This is a genomic window from Bacillus sp. FSL M8-0350 (assembly GCF_038593345.1).
Lineage (GTDB): Bacteria > Bacillota > Bacilli > Bacillales > Bacillaceae > Bacillus > Bacillus safensis.
Genome location: NZ_CP151985.1, coordinates 1,374,570 through 1,399,354 on the forward strand (window position 1 = coordinate 1,374,570; position 24,785 = coordinate 1,399,354).

The 24,785-nt window shown below is 40.3% G+C and carries 31 protein-coding genes; 28 read left to right on the forward strand and 3 right to left on the reverse strand.

Annotated elements, in window-relative coordinates; translation table 11 throughout:
• Positions 1-6: 6 nt before the first annotated feature.
• The 13 genes from NSS80_RS06995 to NSS80_RS07055 all read left to right on the forward strand — a co-directional run bounded on the left by NSS80_RS06995 (position 7) and on the right by NSS80_RS07055 (position 9,805).
• Positions 7-1,227, forward strand: coding sequence for an EAL-associated domain-containing protein (locus NSS80_RS06995; RefSeq protein WP_041117245.1), 1,221 nt, complete (start codon positions 7-9; stop codon positions 1,225-1,227).
• 400 nt (positions 1,228-1,627) lie between these two features.
• Complete coding sequence (locus NSS80_RS07000; protein ID WP_024424718.1) at positions 1,628-2,524, forward strand: manganese catalase family protein; 897 nt, start codon at positions 1,628-1,630, stop codon at positions 2,522-2,524.
• Positions 2,525-2,707: 183 nt separating this feature from the next.
• Entirely contained in the window at positions 2,708-2,950 is a 243-nt protein-coding gene (locus NSS80_RS07005) for a DUF1797 family protein (RefSeq protein WP_003212254.1), read from the forward strand.
• A gap of 146 nt (positions 2,951-3,096) precedes the next feature.
• Entirely contained in the window at positions 3,097-3,612 is a 516-nt protein-coding gene (locus NSS80_RS07010; RefSeq protein ID WP_041117247.1) for a ribonuclease H-like YkuK family protein, read from the forward strand.
• 149 nt (positions 3,613-3,761) lie between these two features.
• Entirely contained in the window at positions 3,762-3,953 is a 192-nt protein-coding gene (abbA, locus tag NSS80_RS07015; RefSeq protein WP_003210802.1) for an antirepressor AbbA, read from the forward strand.
• A 146-nt stretch (positions 3,954-4,099) separates the two neighbouring features.
• On the forward strand, positions 4,100-4,543 hold the full coding sequence (gene cbpB / locus NSS80_RS07020) for a cyclic-di-AMP-binding protein CbpB (RefSeq protein WP_024424720.1): 444 nt from the start codon (positions 4,100-4,102) through the stop codon (positions 4,541-4,543).
• Between the two features lie 96 nt (positions 4,544-4,639).
• Entirely contained in the window at positions 4,640-5,521 is an 882-nt protein-coding gene (locus tag NSS80_RS07025; protein WP_024424721.1) for a LysR family transcriptional regulator, read from the forward strand.
• Positions 5,522-5,644: 123 nt separating this feature from the next.
• Positions 5,645-6,121 carry a flavodoxin gene (locus tag NSS80_RS07030; protein ID WP_024426866.1) on the forward strand — a complete coding sequence of 159 codons (477 nt, stop codon included), beginning with the start codon at positions 5,645-5,647 and terminating at the stop codon, positions 6,119-6,121.
• Entirely contained in the window at positions 6,111-7,004 is an 894-nt protein-coding gene (locus NSS80_RS07035) for a hypothetical protein (RefSeq protein WP_024426867.1), read from the forward strand. The genes NSS80_RS07030 and NSS80_RS07035 overlap by 11 nt, the downstream gene beginning before the upstream one ends.
• Positions 7,005-7,053: 49 nt before the next feature.
• The gene (locus tag NSS80_RS07040) at positions 7,054-7,479 is read left to right on the forward strand and encodes a flavodoxin (protein ID WP_029707636.1); all 426 of its coding nucleotides are present in this window, start codon (positions 7,054-7,056) and stop codon (positions 7,477-7,479) included.
• A gap of 109 nt (positions 7,480-7,588) precedes the next feature.
• Positions 7,589-8,299 (forward strand): 2,3,4,5-tetrahydropyridine-2,6-dicarboxylate N-acetyltransferase, encoded by a 711-nt coding sequence (dapD, locus tag NSS80_RS07045; RefSeq protein ID WP_008347987.1) that lies wholly within the window; start codon positions 7,589-7,591, stop codon positions 8,297-8,299.
• Between the two features lie 82 nt (positions 8,300-8,381).
• A complete protein-coding gene (locus NSS80_RS07050; RefSeq protein WP_317222063.1) occupies positions 8,382-9,512 on the forward strand; it encodes an N-acetyldiaminopimelate deacetylase in 1,131 nt (376 codons plus the stop codon).
• 50 nt (positions 9,513-9,562) lie between these two features.
• Complete coding sequence (locus NSS80_RS07055) at positions 9,563-9,805, forward strand: YkuS family protein (protein ID WP_024424725.1); 243 nt, start codon at positions 9,563-9,565, stop codon at positions 9,803-9,805.
• 22 nt (positions 9,806-9,827) lie between these two features.
• On the opposite strand, the gene NSS80_RS07060 is transcribed toward NSS80_RS07055, so the two are convergent.
• Positions 9,828-10,637, reverse strand: a complete 810-nt coding sequence (locus tag NSS80_RS07060) for a mechanosensitive ion channel family protein (RefSeq protein WP_024424726.1) — start codon at positions 10,635-10,637, stop codon at positions 9,828-9,830.
• Between the two features lie 271 nt (positions 10,638-10,908).
• Here NSS80_RS07060 and ahpA point away from each other — a divergent pair, with 271 nt between their 5' ends.
• The 3 genes from ahpA to rok all read left to right on the forward strand — a co-directional run bounded on the left by ahpA (position 10,909) and on the right by rok (position 13,046).
• A complete protein-coding gene (gene ahpA / locus NSS80_RS07065; RefSeq protein WP_003211758.1) occupies positions 10,909-11,451 on the forward strand; it encodes a biofilm-specific peroxidase AhpA in 543 nt (180 codons plus the stop codon).
• An 82-nt stretch (positions 11,452-11,533) separates the two neighbouring features.
• Positions 11,534-11,992, forward strand: a complete 459-nt coding sequence (locus NSS80_RS07070; protein WP_024424727.1) for a TlpA disulfide reductase family protein — start codon at positions 11,534-11,536, stop codon at positions 11,990-11,992.
• A 481-nt stretch (positions 11,993-12,473) separates the two neighbouring features.
• Complete coding sequence (gene rok, locus NSS80_RS07075) at positions 12,474-13,046, forward strand: transcriptional regulator Rok (protein WP_024426871.1); 573 nt, start codon at positions 12,474-12,476, stop codon at positions 13,044-13,046.
• 47 nt (positions 13,047-13,093) lie between these two features.
• On the opposite strand, the gene NSS80_RS07080 is transcribed toward rok, so the two are convergent.
• Entirely contained in the window at positions 13,094-14,011 is a 918-nt protein-coding gene (locus NSS80_RS07080; RefSeq protein ID WP_034623329.1) for a hypothetical protein, read from the reverse strand.
• An 85-nt stretch (positions 14,012-14,096) separates the two neighbouring features.
• Here NSS80_RS07080 and NSS80_RS07085 point away from each other — a divergent pair, with 85 nt between their 5' ends.
• The 6 genes from NSS80_RS07085 to moaD are packed head-to-tail and all read left to right on the forward strand — an operon-like array spanning position 14,097 to position 18,232.
• Positions 14,097-14,678: a molybdenum cofactor guanylyltransferase gene (locus NSS80_RS07085; protein ID WP_317222062.1), complete on the forward strand. Its 582-nt coding sequence runs from the start codon at positions 14,097-14,099 to the stop codon at positions 14,676-14,678.
• A gap of 30 nt (positions 14,679-14,708) precedes the next feature.
• On the forward strand, positions 14,709-15,725 hold the full coding sequence (locus NSS80_RS07090; protein ID WP_034623325.1) for a ThiF family adenylyltransferase: 1,017 nt from the start codon (positions 14,709-14,711) through the stop codon (positions 15,723-15,725).
• Between the two features lie 9 nt (positions 15,726-15,734).
• Entirely contained in the window at positions 15,735-17,012 is a 1,278-nt protein-coding gene (glp, locus tag NSS80_RS07095) for a gephyrin-like molybdotransferase Glp (protein ID WP_248351431.1), read from the forward strand.
• Positions 16,994-17,518 carry a molybdopterin-guanine dinucleotide biosynthesis protein B gene (mobB, locus tag NSS80_RS07100; protein ID WP_024424784.1) on the forward strand — a complete coding sequence of 175 codons (525 nt, stop codon included), beginning with the start codon at positions 16,994-16,996 and terminating at the stop codon, positions 17,516-17,518. Before glp ends, mobB begins: the two co-directional genes overlap by 19 nt.
• Before the next feature lie 23 nt (positions 17,519-17,541).
• Positions 17,542-18,006 (forward strand): molybdenum cofactor biosynthesis protein MoaE, encoded by a 465-nt coding sequence (locus NSS80_RS07105; RefSeq protein ID WP_198527505.1) that lies wholly within the window; start codon positions 17,542-17,544, stop codon positions 18,004-18,006.
• Positions 17,999-18,232, forward strand: a complete 234-nt coding sequence (gene moaD / locus NSS80_RS07110) for a molybdopterin converting factor subunit 1 (protein ID WP_041117257.1) — start codon at positions 17,999-18,001, stop codon at positions 18,230-18,232. The genes NSS80_RS07105 and moaD overlap by 8 nt, the downstream gene beginning before the upstream one ends.
• 47 nt (positions 18,233-18,279) lie before the next feature.
• On the opposite strand, the gene NSS80_RS07115 is transcribed toward moaD, so the two are convergent.
• Complete coding sequence (locus tag NSS80_RS07115; RefSeq protein WP_024424734.1) at positions 18,280-18,657, reverse strand: hypothetical protein; 378 nt, start codon at positions 18,655-18,657, stop codon at positions 18,280-18,282.
• Between the two features lie 517 nt (positions 18,658-19,174).
• Here NSS80_RS07115 and NSS80_RS07120 point away from each other — a divergent pair.
• The 6 genes from NSS80_RS07120 to pfkB all read left to right on the forward strand — a co-directional run bounded on the left by NSS80_RS07120 (position 19,175) and on the right by pfkB (position 24,777).
• Positions 19,175-19,801, forward strand: coding sequence for a YIP1 family protein (locus NSS80_RS07120; RefSeq protein ID WP_025092360.1), 627 nt, complete (start codon positions 19,175-19,177; stop codon positions 19,799-19,801).
• Positions 19,802-19,810: 9 nt separating this feature from the next.
• Positions 19,811-20,917, forward strand: coding sequence for an efflux RND transporter periplasmic adaptor subunit (locus tag NSS80_RS07125; protein ID WP_041117259.1), 1,107 nt, complete (start codon positions 19,811-19,813; stop codon positions 20,915-20,917).
• Positions 20,914-21,615, forward strand: coding sequence for an ABC transporter ATP-binding protein (locus NSS80_RS07130; protein WP_024426879.1), 702 nt, complete (start codon positions 20,914-20,916; stop codon positions 21,613-21,615). The genes NSS80_RS07125 and NSS80_RS07130 overlap by 4 nt, the downstream gene beginning before the upstream one ends.
• Positions 21,602-22,795 (forward strand): ABC transporter permease, encoded by a 1,194-nt coding sequence (locus NSS80_RS07135; protein WP_041117260.1) that lies wholly within the window; start codon positions 21,602-21,604, stop codon positions 22,793-22,795. The genes NSS80_RS07130 and NSS80_RS07135 overlap by 14 nt, the downstream gene beginning before the upstream one ends.
• Before the next feature lie 318 nt (positions 22,796-23,113).
• Positions 23,114-23,869, forward strand: coding sequence for a DeoR/GlpR family DNA-binding transcription regulator (locus NSS80_RS07140; RefSeq protein ID WP_041117262.1), 756 nt, complete (start codon positions 23,114-23,116; stop codon positions 23,867-23,869).
• Positions 23,866-24,777, forward strand: coding sequence for a 1-phosphofructokinase (pfkB, locus tag NSS80_RS07145; RefSeq protein WP_025092362.1), 912 nt, complete (start codon positions 23,866-23,868; stop codon positions 24,775-24,777). The genes NSS80_RS07140 and pfkB overlap by 4 nt, the downstream gene beginning before the upstream one ends.
• Positions 24,778-24,785 lie beyond the last annotated feature (8 nt).

A 24,785-nucleotide genomic window follows, 5' to 3' on the forward strand; every position in this document is an offset into this window, starting at 1 on the left:
ATGAAAATGGTCGATCCATTGGATATTTTAACGAATATTGAAGATGTTTTCCCGCACTATCAAGCAATATTCAGTGCGGAAGAGCAAAAAGTGATAGGCTATGAGATTCTAGGAAGAATGAAGCTTGAGTCAGAAACGGTCAGCCTAGGCTCCTTCTTTACGGATTCATCTATTCCTGACGAATATAAATTGGAAGTAGATCACAAAGTATTGACTCAAGCACTTGATCTCTTCACAACTGCAGATGACGATTTGCTCATTTTTATTAATCATGATGCCAATATCCTCATGCTGGATCATGGAGAAAGCTTTTTAGAACTTTTAAAGGAATATGAAGCACGGGGCATTCAGCTTAACCGGTTTGTTATTGAGTTTGCAGAGCATACGTTTAGCGGCGACATTGAACAGCTATACCATACGTTAACGTATTATCGTACATATGGGATTAAAATCGCCGTCTCAAATATAGGAAAAGAAAGCAGTAATCTGGACCGGATTGCCTTGCTTTCACCCGATTTATTAAAAATAGATTTACAGGCATTAAAGGCATCGGCTCCATCTCCTTCCTATGAATATGTCTTGTACAGCATTTCATTGCTTGCAAGAAAAATAGGAGCAGCCTTAATTTATGAGGATATTGAAGCAAATTTCCAGCTGCAGTATGCTTGGAGAAATGGCGGGAGATATTTTCAAGGGTTCTATCTTCATGAGCCTGCAGGAGAATTAATCGACCGAAACCACCGAAAAGATCAGCTTAGAGAAGAATTCCAGCAATTTATTGCCCATGAGAAAAAGAAGCTGCAAGCGGTCTACGAACATTCTGAAACATTCTATAAACGAATTCATCAAGCTGTTACGACTTTAAAGAAATCGTGCAGCACAAATGATGAGCTCATTCAAAAGCTGGCACTCGAACTAACAGATTGCAGCTTCCGGATTTATATGTGTAATGAAGAAGGCTTTCAAATCACTGGAAATGTGTTCAAAAAAGAAGAAGAATGGCTGTTTCAGCCGGAGTATATCGAAAAAAACTGGAGCTGGCGTCCTTATTTCCTAGCAAATATTCTTCAAATGAGAATTAGCGGAAAAGGATTTTTCAGCGATATTTACAGTGATTTAGAAACCGGTGAGAGGATACGTACGTTTTCTTATCCTTTAGAGGGAGATATGTATTTGTTTATAGACCTTCCGTATGCTTATTTATATGAGCAAGATGGATTAATTTGAAGATGCGGCGTGAAGACAAACCCTCTCATTCGTTGTCAGTCCTATGTGCTAGTGCTCACGAATGTATAATTCGCTCCGCTCCGGTACTCGTCCTTCCTAGACTTCAAAAGTTTTCTATCACACTGAAATGTAAACAAAAGGCAGCCTTGAAGGCTGCTTTTTTTTGATAGAAAAAAGAAATAAAAAATGGTTGACAATGAAACTGATAATCATTATCATTTAGTTATAGAGAGAAGCTACTCTCTGTTCCCCAACCCCTCTATCAGATCAAGATCCAAAAAACTTGGCGCTACCCCCGCCAAGTTTTTTTTGTGCTTCAATCTTTCCCTTCATGCATAGGACAGCCCAAACCTTCCATACATCTTAAGTGATGATAGTTAGACGGTAGGAGGGAAACATCATGATCAAACGTGACACGCGGCTGCTCATTGATTTGCCAAGGCCAGATCACCCAGATGCAAATGGTGCCGCTGCTGTGCAAGAATTACTCGGCGGAAAATTCGGTGAAATGTCCACATTAAATAATTACATGTTTCAATCCTTTAACTTTAGAGGAAAACGAAAACTTAAACCGTTTTATGACCTCGTATCCAGTATTACGGCTGAAGAATTCGGTCATGTTGAGCTTGTAACCACAGCCATCAATCTCATGATTACAGGAACCACCCATGGCGGGGACCCAGATACGACGCCGATGAAGGCAGCTGTCGATAAGCGAAATACACAGCATTTTATTCAAACAGCCCAAACAGGCTATCCGTTTGATTCAATGGCAAAACCTTGGACCGGAGAGAATGTGTTCTCAAGTGGCAACCTCATTCTTGATCTTCTCCATAATTTCTTTCTTGAATGCGGAGCACGTACGCACAAAATGCGCGTATATGAAATGACGGACCATCCTACAGCAAGAGAGATGATCGGTTATTTACTTGTCAGGGGCGGCGTGCATATTGTGGCATATGCAAAGGCACTTGAAGTCGCTACAGGAGTAGATGTGGGGAAGATGCTGCCAATCCCAAACCTCGACAACAAATACTTTGACTCAGCGAGAAAATTTGAAGATCAGAATGTTCATACAAAGCTCTATACATTTAGTGATACGGATTACAAGGATATTAATAAAATTTGGAAAGGCAGCCATCCGATTGATGGAAAACCGCTGACAGTCATTGAGGGCACCCCGCAAGGTGCACCTGTGCCAGATTATAGAGAATTACCGGAAGAGTTTGCTCCAGGCATTTCAAAAGAGGATTTTGATGAAATTGCGAAACGGCTGATGAGATCTGCTGGGTTATAAAAATCATGGTGCATGAGATGAGAAAAAAGACTCAAACTAAAAAAACAGATTCTTTTTCTTTTTTTGAATTCAAGAGGAAAAATATCATCTGAGAACACTTTATGGTATGATGCTTTGTAGGACTTGTGTATAATCAATACGGGTTCATCTTGAGTTGTTTTTTGAAAGGAGTCTTTTTTTAGAATGTCACAATTAATGGGTATCATTACAAGGCTGCAAAGTCTTCAAGAGACAGCAGAAGCTGCAAACGAGCCGGCACAGCGTTATTTCGAAGTGAACGGTGAGAAAATCTGTAGTGTTAAGTATTTCGAAAAGAATCAAACGTTTGAATTGACTGTTTTTCAACAAGGGGATAAGCCAAATACTTTCCCATTTGACAACATTGATATGATTTCGATTGAGATTTTTGAGCTTCTACAATCCTAAGCTGAATCGTATGAAATGTTTTTTCTGAGGATTCCTTCGTTTATTGCGGCAGCATACATGGATCATCATAGATGATATGTACAAATGGAAGATGATCAATCAGCGCATTTTTCGGATAAGAGACCATTAAAAAGGAGTTCCTTTCTGTGAGTGATTCTTTTTTCTACAATCTTTCTGAAGACTATTTAGCGTTTTCTGATGTCGTCATGAGAATGAAAGACTTTATACGAAAAGACCCTAGATCCACCTATGTGTTATCAATTGGTACGGACTCTCAGGTCAATCAAAATGTCACAACATTTATGACTGCAATTCATCTCCACCGGATTGGCAAAGGAGCATGGGGCTGTCTCACACAACAAGTGATCAAGAGGCCTGTGCAAAGTCTTAGAGAAAAAATTTCATTAGAGACAGCGTTTAGCCAAAAGGTATGTGCAGACATCCTTGAGGGGCCTTTAACAGAACTGATGGATTTGCTTCTTCCGTTTGCTGAGGAAGGGGCAGACCTTCGTTTTGAAGCCCATCTGGATATTGGCAAAAAAGGAAGTACGAAAGAGCTGATTCAGGAAATGACCGGAATGATCACAGCTATGGGAATTGAAGCAAAAATAAAACCCGACTCATATGCAGCATTTTGCTATGCCAATCGATACACAAAATAAATTCCGTCATTTTTCTCCAAACCTTGTCGAAACGTGCGGTTGACGATTCGATTCTAGTTCCTTATTCTAGCTGTATAGAGAGGAAGCAGACATTCAAAAGCCTGCTAATCAATATAAAAGCATATATGAAACAGGGGGCCTGATGTTGAATGAGCGTCATCGAAAATCGTTTTAATGAAGAAGAGAAAAAGCTATTATTAAACGTATTGCTGAATCAGGAATATGCTGTCGAATTACTAAGCAGTGAGATCAATGATATAGAATGTGGAACAAAAAATGTCGACGACAATACGTATAAGCAATTGATCACATTGTATGACAGAGTAAGGTTTGAGAATTAATATTGGTTTAACATTCTATTAGATACTCGGGGGCTGAGTATCTTTTTTATGCAGAAAAAATCTTTCGACAAAATTCGTTTTAGTTTATGCTTAATCGTAATGGGGAATGTATGATTGATGATTGAGAGAAAAGGGGTCGAAGAAACATGATAGAGATAGAACCGACTCAATTGCTTGAGTCCACAGTAGCCGAGCATATGATTGATGCAGATAAAGTCGCACATGTTCAAATTGGAAATAACCTTGAGCATGCCCTATTGGTTCTAACAAAAACAGGATATACAGCTATACCGGTATTAGACGCTTCTTATCATTTACACGGGTTAATTGGAACGAACATGATTATGGATAAAATCTTCGGTTTAGAACGAATCGAATTCGAGAAGCTCGATCAGTTGAAGGTTGAAGAAGTCATGCTGAAGGATATTCCGAGACTTAAAACAACAGATCCTGTACTAAAAGGCGTTCACGCAGTGACGAATAATGGATTTGTTTGTGTAGAAAATGAGGAGCAGGTCTTTGAAGGCATTTTTACTCGACGAGTTGTATTAAAGCGCTTAAATGAGGTCATTCATTCCGCAAAAAAATGAGCTGCAGCCCAGCTTATTTTTTTTGCCTTCATAAGTTAAAATTTATATAATGAGCATATAAAATAAGAAAAACTTATAGAGAGAAAGGGGACGCCCATGCAGCTTCAGGAGTTACATATGCTTGTTGTGCTAAGTGAAGAATTGAATATGAGAAAGGCTTCAGAGCGGCTCTTTGTCTCTCAGCCTGCATTATCTCAAAGATTGCAGACGATCGAAAAGGAATGGGGAACCAAAATCTTTTTTCGTTCACAAAAGGGGCTGACTGTGACCTCGGCAGGTGAACAGATTATTCAATTTGCAAAAGAGGTGACGGTTGAACAGGATCGAGTGAGAGAGCGAATTGATGAACTTGAGGGTGATATTCACGGTACACTCAAGCTTGCGGTGGCGTCGATTATTGGACAGCACTGGCTGCCAAAGGTGTTAAAACGGTATGTTGAAAAATATCCAAATGCCAAAGTATCACTCGTTACTGGCTGGAGCAGTGAAATGCTCAAAAGCTTGTATGAAGATCACGTGCACATAGGAATCATTCGCGGTAACCCTGATTGGAAGGGGACAAAGGAATACTTGATGACAGATCATTTATATTTAGTCGATTCCGTGATCAAGGACGTAGATGAATTAATCAAGACAGAGCGGCCATTTATCCAATTTAAAAGCGACAGCACGTATTATCAGGAAATCCAGCACTGGTGGCACCAAAAGTTTAAAGTGTCTCCAAAGCAGACGATTTTAGTAGACCAAATTGAAACATGTAAACAAATGGCCTACCACGGCATCGGTTACGCCATTTTGCCTTCTGTTACCTTATATGACCACGAAAAAAGTGTTTATAAAACACCGCTTGTTGATGTGAACGGAGAGCAAATTGGCCGTGACACATGGCTGCTAGGCTATGAAGCGTCTTTTCAGTTAAAACAGGTGCAAGCTTTTGTCGGTGTGGTTAAAGAAATGCTTGAGAATGATGCCGTGTAAGTACCTTCTTGGAATAGGGAGGTACTTTTTTTTATGAAATCATTTGACAATGAAAATCATTATCATTTAAAGTGTACATATAATAATTGAAAATGATTATCATTTAGATGAGGTGACCGATAGATGAAAGCACTAATTGCATTTGCGAGTATGTCTGGAAATACGGAAGATATGGCAGCGATCTTAAAGCAAACACTTGAAGGAAAAGGGATCGATACAGAAATGATGGAATTTGATGATACGAATGCAGAAGACCTTTCCTCATACGATTACGTATTCATTGGTTCTTATACATGGGGTGATGGAGATTTGCCTTATGAAGCAGAGGATTTTTATGAAGAGGTCTCTACTCTTGAACTTAGCCACATCAAAGCAGCTGTCTTTGGATCGGGTGATTACAGCTATCCGAAGTTTTGCGAGGCTGTCCATACATTCCATGACATGCTGAAATCAACGGGTGCATCTGTTTTTCCTGAAACATTAAAAATGGAGCTTGCACCGGATACAGATGAAGATGTGGCGTGCTGTCAGGAATTTGCTGCGAGCTTTTTAACGTGGGCTGCTTTATCTGAGAAACGAGTTGAAAATCATGTTTCATAAAGGAGCAACAGCCGTTGCAGCATCTAAAAGCGGTGGATACTTTGTTGCTGTAAAACGTGAAGGTATTTTTCACTATAGTGTGGAGAGCGGATGGCAGCAGCTGTTTAAGCTCAAGCATAAAATCCATGCGATCAGCTATATTGGCCCTTATTTATTCGGTGTTGGTGAAAATGGCACAGTAATTAGATCAGGAGATGAAGGCAACACATGGGCGTTATCTTCATTCCCAACAAATGCAGTCGTTTGGTCTATTACAGGACGCAAAGATGGGTTTGTGTGTGCGCATGGAAAACATAGTATCTATGTGTCAAATGATTTCGGAATTTCCTGGGAAATTATGAAGCCATTTGCTCATGTGAATCATCCGCCGGTCATTCGTTCTTTATGTGCTGCAGGTGACCATCTTTATATTGGAACACAGATTCATGAGGTTCACGGAGGAATATGGGTGTATGACTTGCAAAGAGAACATATTTTTCTTCTAAACAGAGAGGAGCACCGCATGACAGCTTCTATGCTGCTCTGTCATGAACATCTTCTTGTTTGTGCGTTAGGTTCAAAAAAAGGCAAAAAAGGATCTGTTCAAATTTTAGATTTACATACAAATATTCTGCATGATATTCAATCACAGGCCTTTGCTAGAGAAGAATCATTTTTGGATGTGTCAGAGGATAATGGCATTGTGTATGTGACCACCTCACAAGACGAACACGGATTTTCTAAAGTGTATCAGCTTGATATTGAGCAAAAAGAGCTCAAATGGTTTGATACGATCAAAGGACATGGTTTTCGTGTAGCCAATCAAAACGAAAACTTTTTCTGTGCGGGTTTATATGAAAGTAAGTTTGTCAGGCCATATGAGGAGCCTGCATTGATTCATTGATAAGGAGGAAGAAAAAGTGACAGAAAAAGTTTTATTGGTATATGCCACGATGTCTGGAAATACAGAAGCGATGGCAGATTTAATTGAAAAAGGTATAACGGAAGCAGGAGCCAGCGTAGACCGGCATGAAGCGATGGATATTGATGCCGAGCTGCTCAATAATTACTCGCACATTATGTTAGGTGCGTATACTTGGGGAGATGGCGATCTTCCGGATGATTTTATTGATTTATATGAAGAAATGGAAGAGCTTGATTTAACGGGAAAAGCATTTGCAGTATTTGGTTCTGGCGATACATCTTACGAACATTTTTGCGGAGCTGTTGACCTAATTGAAGAAAAAGTGAAGGAGCTTGGCGGTGACATTGTCCTGCCCTCAGTTAAGATTGAGCTGAATCCAGAAGGGGAGGAAGAAGACGAATTAATATCTTTTGGCAGACAATTTGTTCAGCTTCACCAGCAAGAAGCGGGATAATCGGTCCCGCTTGTTTTATTTTCCATTGCGGAGATGACTCTTTCACTTGTCATTAAAACACTCCTTTGGTACAGTAATGAAGTATAAATTAAGAGGAGGACATACATACATGAAACAAATGGACGCTAATGAAATTATTTCATTTATTCAAAATAGTACAAAATCAACACCTGTCAAAGTCTATATCAAAGGTGACTTAGAAGGTATTGAGTTTGGTGAACATGCAAAAACATTCATCACAGGAAACACTGGAGTTGTTTTCGGTGAGTGGAGCGAAATTCAAGAAGCGCTAGCATCTAACAAAGATAAAATTGAAGATGTTGTCGTGGAAAATGACCGCCGCAACTCTGCAATTCCGATGTTAGATTTGAAAAACATTAAAGCCCGTATTGAGCCAGGGGCAATCATTCGTGACCAAGTTGAAATCGGTGATAATGCAGTCATTATGATGGGTGCTTCTATTAATATCGGTTCTGTGATCGGCGAAGGTACGATGATTGACATGAACGTGGTGCTTGGAGGCCGTGCGACAGTAGGTAAGAACTGTCATATCGGTGCTGGATCTGTTCTTGCAGGTGTCATTGAGCCGCCTTCTGCTAAACCAGTTGTTGTAGAAGATGACGTTGTCATCGGTGCGAACGCTGTTGTTCTAGAAGGCGTGACAATTGGTAAAGGTGCAGTAGTAGCGGCTGGTGCAATCGTTGTAAACGATGTAGAGCCTTACACAGTTGTAGCAGGTACACCTGCTAAGAAAATCAAAGACATTGATGAGAAAACAAAAGGTAAGACTGAAATCAAACAAGAACTGCGTCAGCTTTAATTCATATAATTCGCAGCTGAAGACAAAGACGTGGATGAGATATCCACGTCTTATTCGTATAGAAGAAAGGAAGTGAGTTCACTTGTTAAATCGTGAGCAATTAATATCCATTCGAAGAGATTTACACCAAATCCCTGAGCTTGGTTTCCAAGAATTTAAAACACAAGCGTATCTCATTCAGCACCTTAATACCTATTCAAAAGATCGAGTTGAGATTGAAACGTGGCGAACTGGGCTTTTTGTGAAAGTGAAGGGAACAAATCCAACGCGCGTATTTGCTTATCGTGCAGACATGGACGGTCTGTCTATTCCTGAGGAAACAGGGTATCCATTTGAATCTGTGCATGAAGGAAAGATGCATGCATGTGGACATGACCTTCATATGACCATTGCACTTGGTATCATTGATCATTTCGTCCATGAACCGATCAAAGAAGACGTATTATTTATCTTCCAGCCGGCAGAAGAAGGTCCAGGCGGAGCTGAACCGATGCTTGCAAGTGATGTATTGAAAAAATGGACGCCAGATTTTATTACAGCGCTGCATATCGCACCTGAATATCCTGTTGGAACAATTGCTACGAAGCCTGGTTTGTTATTTGCCAATACGAGTGAGCTTGTGATTGAGCTTGAAGGAAAAGGCGGACACGCTGCATATCCTCATTTAGCCAATGATATGGTTGTTGCTGCAAGTGCACTTGTAGGTCAGCTGCAATCGGTTATTTCGCGTAATGTCGACCCCCTTGATAGTGCGGTCATTACAGTCGGTACAATTACCGGCGGAACGGCTCAAAATATTATTGCGCAGCATGCAAAGCTTGACGGTACCATTCGCACACTATCCCCAGAGTCTATGGACAAGGTGAGAAAGAGAATTGAAGCATTGGCAAAAGGCATTGAATTTGGCTACGAATGCAAGGCAACCGTTCGATACCCTTCATCTTATTACGAAGTGGACAATTCAAAGGATTTGACTGAGGAATTTATGTCATATGTAGCCGAAGAAGGGCTAGCAAATGTGATTGAATGCAGAGAAGCCATGACAGGAGAAGATTTTGGGTACATGCTGAAAAAGTATCCCGGCTTCATGTTTTGGTTAGGGGTCGATTCAGAATACGGCCTGCACCATGCAAAGCTCCAGCCTGATGAAAACGCGATTGAAACAGCTGTGAAAGTCATGACGGCTTATTTTAAAAAGCAAGCTGGCGAATGAATAATCGAGCTGCCTCCTGTACACCTTATGAACAGGAGGTGTACTTGATTATGACAAGAATTGGTGTAGAACAATCTTTATCCGATGTAGAAGAACTATTGAAGCAAAAAGGGTATGATGTCGTACGTATTCAAAATGAACAGCAAATGGATCAGTGTGACTGTTATGTCGTCACAGGACTAGATTCAAATGTTCTTGGCATTTCAGACACAACAACAAAGGCATCTGTTATTACAGCATCAGGTATGACGGCTGATGAAATTTGTCAAGAAGTAGAACAGCGTGTTCAATAAAACAAGAAAAAGAACCGGTAGATTATGATCCCGGTTCTTTTTGCTCTTTTTCTATATCGAGTACTTCTTTCATTTTTTTGCGCAAGATTCGTTCCACTCGCCATTGCTCCATTGTTTCAGTTTTCGCTATGATGCGCAGCACAAGGGAAGAGGAACCGAACGCCTCTACGCCGACAACTTGAGGACCTTCGATAATTTGCGGAGTTTCCTCCCGCACTTCATCACAGGCAGCTTGGAGGGCTGTGATCATCTGATCCACATTTTCATCCGGTGACAGCTCAATATCAACGAGTGCCTGCATCGTCCCTCTTGAATGATTGCTCACATTCAGTATGCTGCGATTTGGAATGAAATGAAGGGTGCCGTCAAAGCTTCGAAGCTGCGTGGTTCTTAGGCCAATTTGTTCGACAATCCCATCAAAGCCCGCGACCGTTATATATTCTCCTACATCAAATTGTTTTTCCAATAATATAAAGAATCCGGTCACAATATCACTCACTAACCCTTGAGCGCCAAAACCGATCGCAAGTCCCACAACGCCCGCACCTGCCAGCAAAGCGGTTGGGTTATAATGAAATAAGTCGAGGATCATCACAACTAGAATAAAAATCAATAAGTAGGCGAAAATATTTAACGTCAAACTTTGCAGTGTCTGAGCTCTTGATAAAGAGACTTCATGCTTTTCAGCGAATGTTGAATAGGCGCGCTTAATCATCTTGTTTCCTATGGCTCTGATGATAAAGTAAATGGCAAAAATGGCGACTAGTTTTAGCAAAATCATACTGCTATTGAGGATAATGGAAACCCAATCTACTTGTTGAAATGCTCTCATAATCTTCAAAACCTTTCTATGTATGCTCTAAAAGAGAAGCTAATCATTTGTTCCCTTATGCAAGTCATGTTAAACTTTTGATAAGTAGAGCAGGAATTGTGACAAATCGTTAATTAAATTTATTATTAATTAATATTGACTAAAAATCGCATAAGTATTATAATTGTAATTGTGAAGTTATTAACTAAATGAGAATTTTAAGTTTTGATTCTCATTTTATATACAGCTAAGAAGACTGTATAAAGATATTATTTTTTGGAGGGATTTACATATGGCAGAGCGTTTTGTAGGAAAACAAGCTCCACGTTTTGAAATGGAAGCAGTACTTGCTAACAAGGAATTTGGTAAAGTAAGTTTAGAGGAAAACATGAAGAATGACAAATGGACAGTTCTTTTCTTCTATCCAATGGATTTCACATTTGTTTGCCCAACTGAAATTACAGCAATGAGCGATCGTTATGACGAGTTCGAAGATTTAGATGCAGAAATCATCGGTGTATCTACTGATACAATCCACACGCATCTTGCTTGGATCAATACAGACCGTAAAGATAATGGTCTAGGTGAATTAAAATACCCATTAGCTGCTGATACTAACCACACAGTATCTAGAGAATACGGCGTTTTAATTGAAGAAGAAGGAATTGCTCTTCGCGGTTTATTCATCATTAACCCAGAAGGCGAACTTCAATATCAAACAGTATTCCACAACAACATCGGTCGTGATGTAGATGAGACATTACGTGTTCTTCAAGCATTACAAACTGGTGGACTTTGCCCAGCGAACTGGAAACCTGGTCAAAAAACACTTTAATTGATAGCTGAAGAAACAAGAGGGTCTAACTGATGTTAGACCTTTTTGTTTCGACACATACAATGGATGGAGGCGCTTCATAATGAAATTACGTCAACCAATGCCAGAACTAACTGGTGCAAAAGAATGGTTAAATGGAGAAGTAACAAAAGAAGATTTGATTGGTGACAAACCAACATTGATTCATTTCTGGTCTGTCAGCTGTCATCTTTGTAAAGAGGCAATGCCTCAAGTCAATCAATTCCGTGATGAATACAAGGATCAACTAAACGTTGTGGCAGTTCATATGCCTCGTTCAGAGGATGACCTAGATCTAGAAAAAATCAAAGAAGTTGCGAAAGAGCATGAAATCACGCAGCCAATCTTTGTGGACAGTGATCATCACTTAACAGAAGCCTTTGAAAACGAATATGTACCGGCATATTATGTATTTGATAAAACAGGTGCTTTGCGCCACTTCCAAGCCGGCGGAAGCGGAATGAAAATGCTTGAAAAACGTGTCAATCGAGTGCTTTCTGAGTCTGAAAAGGCTGCAGAATAAGCTTTTCCCCCATAAATGGGGGTTTTTTCATGGACAAAAATAAGAAGCATATGGCTTCGGATGAGTTTTTATGTAGGTGTTATTCCTAAGAAAAGAGAAAATGAGGGAGTTTATTAAAAAATATCCCTGAAACAAAAAGGTATAACGACCTATTTACATTTTTGTTTTGAAATGAAAATGTAAAGATTTTAACTTTTTACTATTCAGAACGTTTTTGCACAAAAGAAATTTCAGTTAGGTAAATAACTATATAAATCAAGTAGTATAAGCGTTTATTCAATTTTTTTACAATATTTTAAGGTTTGTCAAAAGCCTATAGTGGCAATGAAATGGGTGCCGATTTTTCCTCTTTGGCAAAATTTTAGTTGAAAATACCTATCTGTTAGCAAACTGTAAAATGATAAAAAAATAGTTGATAAAATTAGTTTTCTAATCTAATATTTACTATAGAATATTTTTTATATGATGAGGGGGAAATCCATTGTTTAATGAGAGGGAAGCGTTACGTTTACGATTGGAACAATTAAACGAGGCAGAAGTAAAGGTCATCCGTGAATATCAAATTGAGCGAGATGCGATTTATGCAAAATTAAGAGAATTAGACCGTCAAGGAACAGGTCTAGTGTCAGATACAAAAAAAGAAGTACGTACAGAGAGAAAGACGGATTCACTGCCTGTATTAGCTGAGCTTGCTGCGCAAGAAATGAGAAGCTACCAGCAGCCGGCACAACCACAATCATCATCTTTAGGAACAGGACAGCTAAACGGTGCACCTGTAGGTATTCCTGAAGGATCGACAAGACGCAGAAGAGGCACAGCTCGTCCTGGCTCTAAGGCAGCGAAGCTTCGTGAAGCTGCGATTAAAACGTTAAAACGTCATAATGCAGCGATTAAAAGCTCAGAACTTCAAAAAGAGATCGAAAAAGAGAGCGGTCTTGAAATCCCAAATATGACAACGTTTATGCAAAGCTTAATTAAAATGTACCCTGAAGTGAAGAAGCCTTATCGCGGACAGTATATTTTAGAAGGCGACATTCAAACAGAAGACGAATAAATAAAAAACTGCTGAGCGTAAAAGCCAGCAGTTTTTTATTTCGAGAATTACTTCTTTTGATCAACTGTATAGACAATTTTGCGTTCCTTGGGCAGGTGATCACGCTGTTTTTTGAAGCTGTCGATTTTGACTGTCATGACCTCTCCATTACGCTGCACTGCATCAACGTGTTCCTGAAGTGTTTGAACTTGTTCGTTGAGTTTCTTCAAGATCGGTTCGATTTCTTCTGTCGTTTGCAGGATGCGGTCTCGTGAGAATGGCTGTGCATTTGTTTTTGCTGACTGGTCAATATCAGCAAAATGAGAGGCGATCCATTCTTCGCTTTCTGCTAACTGTTTTTGATAGCTTGTGAGCGTTTCGTAAAAAATCGCTTCTTTTGCTTTTTCTATTTGCAGCAATTTCTCTTGTGTTTCATAAAAACGCTCTTGAAGGTGTCTGACGCCTTCCTGTAATACATGAAACTCTGCATTTTTATCGCTCAATGTTTGCTGCAGCTTCTCAATCACTGCGGATAAAGTATTTCCTTTTTTCTCCTCTTTTGCAAGCTGTTTATCTTGATCCTCTATCCGCTCATTTAATTGTTGAGAGATTTCCTTATATTTGACAACTTTCAAATGCAGCCTGTGTTTTTCTTCGGTTTCTTTTCTTCTATGATAGGTTTCCTTTTGCAGCATCTCATGGAGAAGGACAATTTTATGTAATAATTCTGATTTGCTGTAGGAGAGTTCCTGTATTTTTGAGGCAGCATCGTGTTGATCATTGGTCATTTCATCCAATTGTTGTTTTAATTGCGTGAAATCCTTTTTCATCTCATGATATTCTTGAGTTAACTTCTTATTTTTAGAATACGTATATGAGGACTGTAAATCAGAGATCATTTGTTGATATTTGGCAGTTTCAGCTTTTAAGTATAAATTCTCTTGAGATAAATCATGGAATAGGGGAGAAGCATGGCGCCTGTTCATCGATAGACCCTCCTTATTCATGTTACCAATAAAGTATGCGAAAGGAGTGCGATTAGAACAACCATATCAAAGGAGGACTTAGAGGATGCACGTAGTGAATGTAATTTTAGCTGGAGGCGCTTCCAGACGCTTTGGAGAGCCAAAGGCAAGTCATATGTATCAAGGGAAACCATTATATGAGCATGTGAAAGAGCAGCTTTTAGAAGGGCAGACGGTTATCATCAGCCATCCGTCGCTTCTTCCTTTTTTCAAAGCAAGAGGTGAACAAAGTGTGTGGTTAGATGATGAAGAGGTGCGCGGATGCGGACCGCTTGCCGGCATATATACGGCGATGCAAAAGCAAGAGGCAGAATGGTATTTAGTAATGGCATGTGATATGCCTTTCATACGGAAGGAAACGGCGAAAGTATTATCGTCCTATTGCAGCGAGCACGCAGATGCCATTATCCCGCTTGTTCAGGGCAGATTACAGCCTTTATTTGCGCTTTATCACCGCCGCTCTCTGCCTTTTATTCGCGCGTGTTTAAAAGAGAATCAATTTGCCGTCAAGGACTTGCTTCAAAAGCTTCAAGTGCGTATCGTTTCAGAGGAAGAACTGAACGTGACATCAAATGAATTTCGTAATATCAATAAAAGAAGCGATTTACCTGAAAACGGTATGATATGATACATAAAAAACGGTGAGGAGAGAACAGCATTGAATGACCGATATTCAAGACAAATCTTGTTCCCTCCGGTTGGGGAAAAAGGACAGCATGCGCTGGTTGAAAGTCATGTTCTGATCGTTGGAGCCGGTGCTCTTGGTACCGCCTCTGCGGAAGGGCTTGTTCGGTCTGGCATCGGTACGCTGACGATTGTCGATCGTGATTATGTGGAATTTTCAAATTTACAGCGGCAGCAGCTGTACACGGAACATGATGCATACGCACATGTGCCAAAAGCAGCAGCGGCAAAAAAACGTCTCGAGCAGATCAATCATGAAGTGACGATACACGCCCTGATTGAAGATGCAGGGGCGGAGCTGTTAAGGCCGTTATTCCAGAGAGCAGATATCGTCATTGATGCAACAGATAATTTTGAGACAAGAATGGTGATGAATGATTTATCACTAGAAACGAAGACGCCTTGGATATATGGCGCTTGTGTAAGCAGTCAGGGGATGTATATGACCATATTGCCGGATAAAACGCCATGTTTATCATGTGTGTTCACGGCAATGCCTGTTGGCGGCTTGACGTGCGATACAGCGGGGATTATTTCACCTGCCGTTCAAATGGTTTCTGCTTATCAGCAAACAGAGGCACTCAAATATTTAACTGGTCATGAAGAGCAAATCGAGCGGAAATTTGTCACGTTTGATCTTTGGCAGTCTACATCATTTAAAATGGATTTATCTCGCACTAAAGAGAAGACCTGTCCAACTTGCGGCACGGCAAGAACCTATCCTTATTTACATGATCAGCGTAAAAAATCGACGGTCCTTTGCGGACGTGACACCGTTCAAATTGTATCGAAGGATTTAGCAAAACTATCATTTCAGCATATAAAAGAGCGGCTCTCATCTTTATGTGAGGTGGAAGTAAACGACTTCTTAATCCATGTACGCTACGAAAACTACCGAATGGTCTGTTTCAAAGGGGGACGTGCATTAATCCATGGAACAAATGATGAAAAAGAAGCCAATTCATTACTAGCAAGACTGCTAGGGATATAGGAGTGATGTGTGATGGAAAGACGGCAGCCAATACCAGTAGAAGAGGCCATAAAGAAAGTCCACCAATACGAAAAACATGGAGAAATAGAATGGGTCCCTTTAAAAGACAGCCTTGGACGGTTTATTGCAGAAGATATTTTGGCAGACCATGATGTTCCGGCATTTGATCGTTCTCCGTATGATGGCTTTGCACTTCGGGCAGAAGATACAAAAGAAGCGTCAAGTGCGCATCCAGTTGAATTCGAGGTCATTGATCATATTGGTGCAGGAATGGTCTCAGCAAAAACCATCGGTCCCTTTCAGGCCATTCGTATTATGACAGGAGCAAAAATTCCAAATGGCGCAAATGTCGTCATCATGATTGAACTGACGAAGACTTTTGAAAAAGGCGGCAAATCATTCATGTCACTGAAAAGACCGCTGAAAAAGGGAGACAATATTTCTCGTCAAGGAGAAGAGGTACTCAAAGGAAACGTGATGGTCAAAAAAGGAACAGATGTCACTCCTGGCGTCACGGCTCTATTGGCGACATTCGGATATGCGGTAGTGCCAGTTGTCAAAAAACCGGTGATTGGCATTATCTCAACAGGCACAGAGCTTCTTCAAGTAAGTGATGCCATGGTGGACGGCAAGATTAGAAATAGTAATCTTAGTATGGTCTATGCGCAAGTACTTGAGGCCGGAGCTGAGCCGCTTGATTTAGGCGGAGTCTCCGATGATTTTGACAAAAGTTATCATGCAGTAAAAGCAGCCATGAGCAAGGTAGACATTCTGATCACAACAGGCGGTGTGTCAGTGGGCGATTTTGACTTTCTGCCTGCCATTTATGAAAAGCTGGGAGCCAAGGTCTTGTTTAATAAAGTAGCCATGAGACCTGGAAGTGTGACGACTGTGGCTGCAATGCCGAATGGCCAATTGCTGTTTGGGCTGTCCGGAAACCCTGCTGCCTGTTTTGTGGGCTTTGAATTATTTGTGAAACCGATCATTTATAAATGGTATAGGAAAGAAAATCCGTTTCCCACTTTTGCTGAGGCGAAACTCACACATGATTTTCCAAAAGCCAATCCGTTCACTCGTTTTGTCAGGGCGGCCCTTCAATTCACTGGCAGTCAGATCAGTGTGACTCCAACAGGTCTTGATAAATCAAGTGCAGTGACCTCTATTGCAGAGGCTGACTGTTTCATCGTGCTGCCTGGGGGAACAAGAGGTTTTCAAGCAGGTGATCAAGTTGATGTTCTGCTGTTTCAGCACAAAGGCGGTGGGTCTTCATGCTGGATGACAAATTAAGCATATTACAGGTGGTCGGTTATCAAAATAGTGGCAAGACCACGTTGATCGAAAAGCTCTGTCAGCTGGCTGAATGTGAAGGGCTGAAGCTAGGCTGCTTTAAACACCATGGACATGGCGGGACACCAGATCGTCTTTTCAAAGAAAAGGATACTGATCGATATATTCAGGCAGGTGCATATGCCGCAGGTGTTGAAGGAGAGGGTGAATTTCACTTTTCGATGCAGGACTTCACGTTAGAGCAGCTGCTCAACATGTGTCAGCATCTTCCGTTAGACGCTGTTCTCATAGAGGGGTACAAACAGGCGCCTTATCGCAAAATCGTTTGTGTCAAGAATGAAGAGGAGCTTATTGACCTTTCAACTCTTTCTAATATACAAGCAGCTATTTATTTTTCTCAAGAGGATCCATTAACCGAAAATTACCCGTTTCCTGTGTTTTCAGCTTTTGATAAGCGCGGGATGACATTTGCTTTTCACTTATTGAAGGGAGGCGGCACGTTTTGAGCGAACTTTTTAAAATAACAAAAATGCCGATTGAGGTAAACGAATTGATTCAGCATGTGACAAGACGAAAGGCAGGAGCTATTACAACGTTTATCGGGACGGTCAGAGAATGGACAAACGGCAAGAAAACATTGCGTTTAACCTACGAAGCATACATACCAATGGCGGAAAACATGCTAAGGCAGATTGGACAAGAAATGAAGAATCGGTGGCCTGACACTGAAGCTGCGATTGTGCACCGGATTGGAACACTTGAGATAACCGATATTGCTGTTGTGATCGCCGTTTCGTCTCCTCATAGGAAGGCTGCCTACGAAGCCAATGAATATGCTATTGAACGAATCAAGGAAATCGTTCCTATTTGGAAAAAAGAATATTGGGAAGATGGAGAGGCCTGGATAGGTGATCAGCTTGAAACGGTTTCATATCCAGAAGGTAAACCTAGCCATCTTCAACTTGCAGAAAAAGAAGGTGATCAGCATGATTAATGTGTTATTGTTCGCCGGCCTTGCTGAGAAGGCCGGTAAACAACAAATCATCATTCAAAAAGATCAAACAACGGTTGATGAGATTAAAATAGAATTACAGGAGGTATATGGTGTTGATGCTGCAAAAAATGTAATGGTTGCAGTCAACGAAATATATACGAGGGGAAATGCTGAAGTGCGTAGCGGGGACACTGTTGCACTCATTCCTCCTGTAAGTGGTGGATAATAGATATTAGAGGATTTGGTTATGGCCACCCGGCTGTAACCAATTTTTTATGTGTGAAAAGTTTGTAGAGGTGCTTGGGTGTGATCTTCGTAAATAAAACATCCCCTTCTTGCTTTAGAAATGTGAGGATCGAGCTGCTGAATGAGATCATACAATTCGCTGATTCGTCTCACATTGAAATCTGTTTGAGCTTGAAGCTGTTCCTTTAATTCTTTTGTGCTCACAATGCTTCCCTTTTTCTCTTTAATAATATCTACACATCTTGCAGCGTAGTATATTTTGTCGTTAGAAGGTCTGCTTTCTTTCATATCAAGTAATTTGAGCTCATGATAAATCGATTCTCTTTCCTTTCGAAAGTATTGCCATGCTTCTTGTTCCTTTTCATACAGTAAAATCAATTGCATTTTCAATTTTTCTCTTAACATTCACTTGACTCCATTTCCACTATCATTTAACCTACCTCTATTTTACATTATATGAAAAAATAACTTTTGATCAAGTAAAATCCCTTTATTTTTAATTTTTTAATATGAAAGTATTGATACTAAAGACTTATTTGTTCTGTAAAAGAAACCATTCATAGTCCTATAAAGCCGGGATTTGCCGAAATTACTAGGATTATTTTAACAAAAAATTGTTGTGTCTATGTAAGACCATGCGAATCCAAAAGAAAAGGATATTTATTCCGAAAGACATATTGTTTACTTAATAAAATGTTTTTAAGTCAGTAAAAGCACGATTCTGGATATGAATATGGTCGGATCATGAGGTCATTTGAAGGATTTAATTCGTGAAAATAGAATAATAGATAAAATTTTTTCTCAACGAAAATAAGAAAATTAAATGATCGATCACTTATTGGCAATCTTTTGATAAAATAGAAAGAAAAAGAGCGTCATTGTGCGTTTGCATACTTGCTTGACATAGAGAGGATGACATTTGATGAAAGAAAACATGCAAAAACCTACGATCATTGGAGTGAGCACAAGACCATCAGAGCACCTGAAAAGAGTATGGGAACATCCAGTTGTTTGGTGGCCTTTATCTTGTGTGCTTATTTTAACAGTCGTTGTGACTTATTTGTCTGAGCTCGTAAATAAGGGAATGTGGGCAGATTTAAGTTTGCCGGTACCTGTTGTTTATGTGGTGACGCTCATTGGCCTGGTATTTGGCATTGTCATCAATGCAGCTATATATAAGTTCATCGTATTTTTAGCGAAAGGTGATGCATCATTTCGGCAGCTGTTTTCAGCGGTCCTGTTCATTACGCCCGTTACGATCATTGGAACGATTATTTCTCATTTGGCAGTAATCCTTTTTCATGTTCCAAAAGACATCACGGTTACCTCGTTAAACGCGCTCATTCGAATTTCTGGTCCATGGCAGGCGGTGTTAGCCAATATCGATCTTTTTGTGATCTGGAATCTTGTTTTAACAGGCTTTTTATTCATCCGAGTTGGGCGTATATCACCGAGAATTTCTTGGGTGATTATAGGCGTTTTTTATATCTTATCGTTAATTTTTCAATATATAGGAACAGCAATTAACATATCAGTAAGCTGGGGGTAGAAGGTTTTTATGAGAAAGAAAATCATCATCGGATCTATTTTAATTATTGTGATTGGACTATTTATTGGATTTAATATTGCGAAAAACCAAGCAAAGCCTGCTTCTACAGCAGCGATTAAAACAGTCAAACTCACGCCGAAAGAAATCACATCTACGGTGATGACACCCGGGACACTTTCGTTCTCTGAAGAGCAGTTCATCTATGAAGAAGAGGAAAAGGGGAAATTGAAGGGAATTGCTGTGAAAGAAGGGGAAAAGGTAAAGGCTGGAACGCCGCTTCTTACATATGAAAACAAGGAACTGGAGCTTGAGGAGCAGCAGCAAGCACTAGCGGCTGAGTCAAGTACATTAAAACTGGAACAATTGCAAAAAAGGCTGAGTGAATTAGATGAGAAAAAAGCAGGCGGATCTGACGCTAATGCTAAAAGCGAGCGAGATCAGCTTCAATTAGAACTGAAAGCGGCTGAATTAGAACAAAAGCAAGCAGAGATCAGCCAAGAAAAAGTAAAGGCGCAAATAGAAGACTTAACCGTACATAGTAAAATTGATGGAACAGTCATTTCCATTGAGCAAGAGGCCGGAGCAGGGGGGCCGGAAGAAAGGCAGCCGATCATCCATATTGGTCATGAGAAAAAAATGATTGTGCGGGGTTTGATCTCAGAGTATGATGCCATCAAAATCAAAAAGAAACAAAAAGTGAAGGTAACGTCTGATGTTATTCGCGGGAAGAGCTGGCAAGGAGTCGTGAAAAAAGTGGGCGCTGTTCCTGTCCAGAATGCAGCCGAAACAACTTCGAGCGATCAAACGGTTCAATATCCTGTTGAAGTTGAAATAAAGGGAAAGAAACCTGAGGCGAAGCCTGGTTTTAAAATGATCATGGAAATTGAAACAGATAAGCGCCAAGCGCAAACGATTCCTGAAACAGCGGTAAAAAAAGAGACTGATGGACAATACGTTTATGTTGTTCGAAAAAATGTACTGAAAAAAGTAAAAGTGGTCATAGGGGAAACGTCAGGTCATGATCTTGAAGTGACAAAAGGTGTCAAGGCAGAGGATCAAATCATTGCTCATATAGGAGATGATATGTATGACGGAATGGAAGTGGATGCTGAATGATTCAGCTTTCCAACGTAACAAAAAGCTATGAGGTCGCACACGAAACATTTGATGTATTAAGTGACATGAATCTTGTCATTGAGAAAGGCGAGTATATGTCCATTATGGGCCCGTCCGGCTCTGGAAAGTCAACATTAATGAATATTATTGGCTGTTTAGACCGCCCGACGACAGGACAATATCATTTTCAAGGTACAGAGCTGTCAGCAGCAAAGGATCAAGAGCTTGCGGTCATTCGAAATCAATCCATTGGATTTGTTTTTCAGCAATTTCACCTTCTGCCAAGGTTAAATGCGAGGCGCAATGTTGAACTGCCAATGATTTATGCTGGGATCAGTCAAAAGGAAAGAAAAGAACGTGCGGAATTGGCGCTTGAAAAGGTTGGTTTGGCAGATCGAATGAAACATATGCCAAGTGAGTTGTCAGGAGGACAAAAGCAAAGGGTGGCAATTGCACGAGCGATTGTCAATAAGCCTCAGCTTATTTTAGCAGATGAACCGACTGGTGCGCTCGACTCAAAAACAAGCATGTCAATTATGGAACAGTTTACACAGCTGAATGAGGAAGGGACAACGATTGTGCTTGTCACCCATGAAGAAGAAATAGCTGCGTATACAAACCGTACGGTCGTTGTGAGAGATGGACGGCTTGTTGAAGATAGATGGATACAAGGGGACGCTATGAATGAAACTCTTTGAAAATATCAAAATAGCGCTGAATTCGGTTTTAGCTCATAAATTACGTTCTATTTTAACGATGCTTGGGATTATTATTGGTGTTGGATCAGTCATTGCAGTCGTGGCGATCGGTCAAGGCGGTGAGCAAATGTTAAAAGGATCGATTTCAGGTCCAAACAATACCATTGATATGACATATACGCCTTCTGACGAAGAGTTAAATGCAAATCCAAATGCCTTATTCGAAGCCTCATTTACTGAGGAAGACATAAAAAGCATTAGGACAATCAATGGGGTGAAGCAGGTCGCCTCCTCGACTGCACAAGGAATGCAGCTGAGATTTCAAGATACGACAGTTGATGCGACAGTTAACGGCATAAATGAGGGGTATACGGATGTACATTCATTACAAATCGCAGAAGGACAGAATTTAAGAGATATTGACTTTAGAAGCGGCAGAAGAGCTGCCCTCATCTCGGATGGCTTACAAAAAGAACTATTCAATGGACAAAAGGCATTAGGTGAACTGATTTGGATGAACGGACAGCCAGTTGAAGTCATCGGTGTGTTAGCAAAACAGAAAGGGATGTTTTCATTTGATATGAATGAAATATATGTCCCATTTGGGATGCTCACCTCCACATTTGGTATGAATGAATATGATAAGTTGTCTATTCAAGTCGCACATGCGGATCAAATGAAGGAAGTAGGAAAGAGCGCGGCTGCCATATTAAATGAAAATCATCATACAGAAGATGCTTACGAAATGATCAATATGGAAGAAATCGCAGAGGGGATCGGTCAAATAACGTCCGTTATGACAACGATCATTGGCTCAATAGCCGGAATCTCTTTACTTGTCGGCGGCATCGGTGTGATGAATATTATGCTCGTTTCTGTGACAGAGAGGACAAGAGAAATCGGTATTCGAAAGGCGATGGGCGCAACAAGGGCGCAAATTCTCGTTCAATTTTTAATTGAGTCTGTCGTTTTAACACTCATCGGCGGGCTGATGGGAATTGCACTTGGATTAGGCGGTGCTTCGCTAGTATCACTATTTGCCGGCTGGCCGTCTCTCGTATCTTGGCAAGTGGTTTGTGGAGGCGTACTGTTTAGTATGCTCATTGGAATTGTTTTTGGGTTAATTCCTGCGAATAAAGCAGCGAGACTAGACCCTATTGAATCGCTCAGGTATGAATGATTCGGAGAAGAAAAAAGCATACAAATGGTTTACATTTGCCTTCATTACACATCAAAAGCTTTTATGCAAATCGCATAGAAGCTTTTTTTAGTTCCATTGAATGAAATAAAAAATGATAGAAATGCTAATATCATGACTTTCATCTTAATGTCACATATTTTTCAGTTTACAAATGGTACATATAAAGGTAAGATGACCATGGTGAAAGATTTTGATAGTTATTGAATGTATTTGATTGTTTTGTATTGATAATGTTGAAAAAAGCGATTACAATAAAGGTGCGCGCAAAATGAATACGTTTTCAAAAGGGGTGTTCTCATGTTAACACCGGAAAGACATCAACTCATTATTGACAGCTTAGAAGAAAATGATGTCATTAAAATACAGGACTTAACGATGATGACGGATGCGTCTGAATCTACAATTAGAAGAGATTTATCAGCCCTTGAAGAAAAAGGATTTCTTAAAAGGGTTCATGGAGGAGCAGCCAAGATTTCGAGTATTCGCCTTGAACCAGATGTATTTGAGAAATCTGCCAAAAACCTTCAAGAAAAGTCAGTGGTAGCAGAGGCAGCGGCATCTCTTTTAAAACAGGGCGACTGTATTTATTTAGATGCAGGTACAACCACACAGCAAATGATTGAATATATCGATCCAGATCAAGATATTGTTGTGGTGACAAACGGTGTGATGCATATTGAAGCACTTATGAGAAAAGGCATTACCTTTTACTTGATAGGCGGATCAGTGAAACATCGAACAGGAGCCATGGTGGGAGCCGCAGCTTTGACAGCGATGGAAAATTATCGTTTTGACAAAAGCTTTGTTGGGACAAACGGCATTCATCCCGAGGCGGGATTTACAACGCCTGATCCAGAGGAAGCACTCATGAAAAAAAGAGCCATGAAACAGGCGAAAAAAACCTATATCTTATCAGATGCCTCGAAGTTTGGCGAAATATCGTTTTCAGCCTTTGCTAGTTTACAGGAAGCCACCATTATCACAAACGACGCAAAAGAGGATTCATTCGATAATTACCATGAAAAAACGGTTATAAAGGTAGTGAAAACATGATTTATACAGTTACTTTAAACCCATCAGTTGATTACATCGTACACGTGGAGGATTTTGCAGTCGGCGGTTTAAATCGTTCAACCTATGATCAAAAATATCCAGGTGGTAAAGGTATCAATGTCTCAAGGCTATTAAAACGTCACGGTGTTGAATCAAAAGCACTTGGATTCATTGGTGGATTTACAGGCAAATATATTCAAGATTTTTTACAGAACGAACAATTACAAACAGCCTTTCACGAGGTGTCAGAAGATACAAGAATCAATGTGAAACTAAAAACAGGTGAAGAGACAGAAATCAACGGACTCGGCCCATCAATTACTGAAGCGCAATTTGAGTCGTTTCTATCTCAATTTTCTTCATTGACTGAAGGAGATGTCGTGGTTTTAGCTGGCAGTATTCCTTCTTCATTACCTCATAACACATATGAGCGTATTGCTGAAGTTTGCAGAGAGCAAGGTGTAAGAGTTGTTCTTGATATTTCTGGCGAAGCGTTAAAAAAAGCAGCAGACATGAAACCGTTCTTAATGAAGCCAAATCATCATGAACTGGGTGAAATGTTTGAGACGAGTATTTCATCAGCAGAAGAAGCAATTCCTTATGGGAAAAAGCTGTTAGAACAAGGTGCTGAACATGTCATCGTCTCCATGGCTGGAGATGGTGCCCTTTTATTCAGTAAAGAAGGAATCTATCAATCCAATGTTCCAAAGGGAACGCTCGTTAATTCAGTTGGAGCAGGAGATTCAGTCGTTGCAGGGTTTTTAGCCGGCGTTTCAAAAGGCCTTTCAATTGAAGATTCATTTAAGCTTGGTGTTACTTCAGGAAGCGCTACAGCCTTTTCTGAGGAGCTTGGCACAAAAGAGCTTGTTGACACACTATTACCACAAGTAAAAGTCACACGCATTTAAAGGAGGAG

Coding starts and splice junctions, on each gene's coding strand:
- NSS80_RS06995 (WP_041117245.1), top strand. CDS start 7: ATGGTCGATCCATTGGATATTTTAACGAATATTGAAGATGTTTTCCCG.
- NSS80_RS07000 (WP_024424718.1), top strand. CDS start 1,628: ATGATCAAACGTGACACGCGGCTGCTCATTGATTTGCCAAGGCCAGAT.
- NSS80_RS07005 (WP_003212254.1), top strand. CDS start 2,708: ATGTCACAATTAATGGGTATCATTACAAGGCTGCAAAGTCTTCAAGAG.
- abbA (WP_003210802.1), top strand. CDS start 3,762: ATGAGCGTCATCGAAAATCGTTTTAATGAAGAAGAGAAAAAGCTATTA.
- cbpB (WP_024424720.1), top strand. CDS start 4,100: ATGATAGAGATAGAACCGACTCAATTGCTTGAGTCCACAGTAGCCGAG.
- NSS80_RS07025 (WP_024424721.1), top strand. CDS start 4,640: ATGCAGCTTCAGGAGTTACATATGCTTGTTGTGCTAAGTGAAGAATTG.
- NSS80_RS07030 (WP_024426866.1), top strand. CDS start 5,645: ATGAAAGCACTAATTGCATTTGCGAGTATGTCTGGAAATACGGAAGAT.
- NSS80_RS07035 (WP_024426867.1), top strand. CDS start 6,111: ATGTTTCATAAAGGAGCAACAGCCGTTGCAGCATCTAAAAGCGGTGGA.
- NSS80_RS07040 (WP_029707636.1), top strand. CDS start 7,054: ATGTCTGGAAATACAGAAGCGATGGCAGATTTAATTGAAAAAGGTATA.
- dapD (WP_008347987.1), top strand. CDS start 7,589: ATGAAACAAATGGACGCTAATGAAATTATTTCATTTATTCAAAATAGT.
- NSS80_RS07055 (WP_024424725.1), top strand. CDS start 9,563: ATGACAAGAATTGGTGTAGAACAATCTTTATCCGATGTAGAAGAACTA.
- NSS80_RS07060 (WP_024424726.1), bottom strand. CDS start 10,637: ATGAGAGCATTTCAACAAGTAGATTGGGTTTCCATTATCCTCAATAGC.
- ahpA (WP_003211758.1), top strand. CDS start 10,909: ATGGCAGAGCGTTTTGTAGGAAAACAAGCTCCACGTTTTGAAATGGAA.
- NSS80_RS07070 (WP_024424727.1), top strand. CDS start 11,534: ATGAAATTACGTCAACCAATGCCAGAACTAACTGGTGCAAAAGAATGG.
- NSS80_RS07080 (WP_034623329.1), bottom strand. CDS start 14,011: ATGAACAGGCGCCATGCTTCTCCCCTATTCCATGATTTATCTCAAGAG.
- NSS80_RS07085 (WP_317222062.1), top strand. CDS start 14,097: ATGCACGTAGTGAATGTAATTTTAGCTGGAGGCGCTTCCAGACGCTTT.
- mobB (WP_024424784.1), top strand. CDS start 16,994: ATGCTGGATGACAAATTAAGCATATTACAGGTGGTCGGTTATCAAAAT.
- NSS80_RS07105 (WP_198527505.1), top strand. CDS start 17,542: ATGCCGATTGAGGTAAACGAATTGATTCAGCATGTGACAAGACGAAAG.
- moaD (WP_041117257.1), top strand. CDS start 17,999: ATGATTAATGTGTTATTGTTCGCCGGCCTTGCTGAGAAGGCCGGTAAA.
- NSS80_RS07115 (WP_024424734.1), bottom strand. CDS start 18,657: ATGTTAAGAGAAAAATTGAAAATGCAATTGATTTTACTGTATGAAAAG.
- NSS80_RS07120 (WP_025092360.1), top strand. CDS start 19,175: ATGAAAGAAAACATGCAAAAACCTACGATCATTGGAGTGAGCACAAGA.
- NSS80_RS07125 (WP_041117259.1), top strand. CDS start 19,811: ATGAGAAAGAAAATCATCATCGGATCTATTTTAATTATTGTGATTGGA.
- NSS80_RS07130 (WP_024426879.1), top strand. CDS start 20,914: ATGATTCAGCTTTCCAACGTAACAAAAAGCTATGAGGTCGCACACGAA.
- NSS80_RS07135 (WP_041117260.1), top strand. CDS start 21,602: ATGAAACTCTTTGAAAATATCAAAATAGCGCTGAATTCGGTTTTAGCT.
- NSS80_RS07140 (WP_041117262.1), top strand. CDS start 23,114: ATGTTAACACCGGAAAGACATCAACTCATTATTGACAGCTTAGAAGAA.
- pfkB (WP_025092362.1), top strand. CDS start 23,866: ATGATTTATACAGTTACTTTAAACCCATCAGTTGATTACATCGTACAC.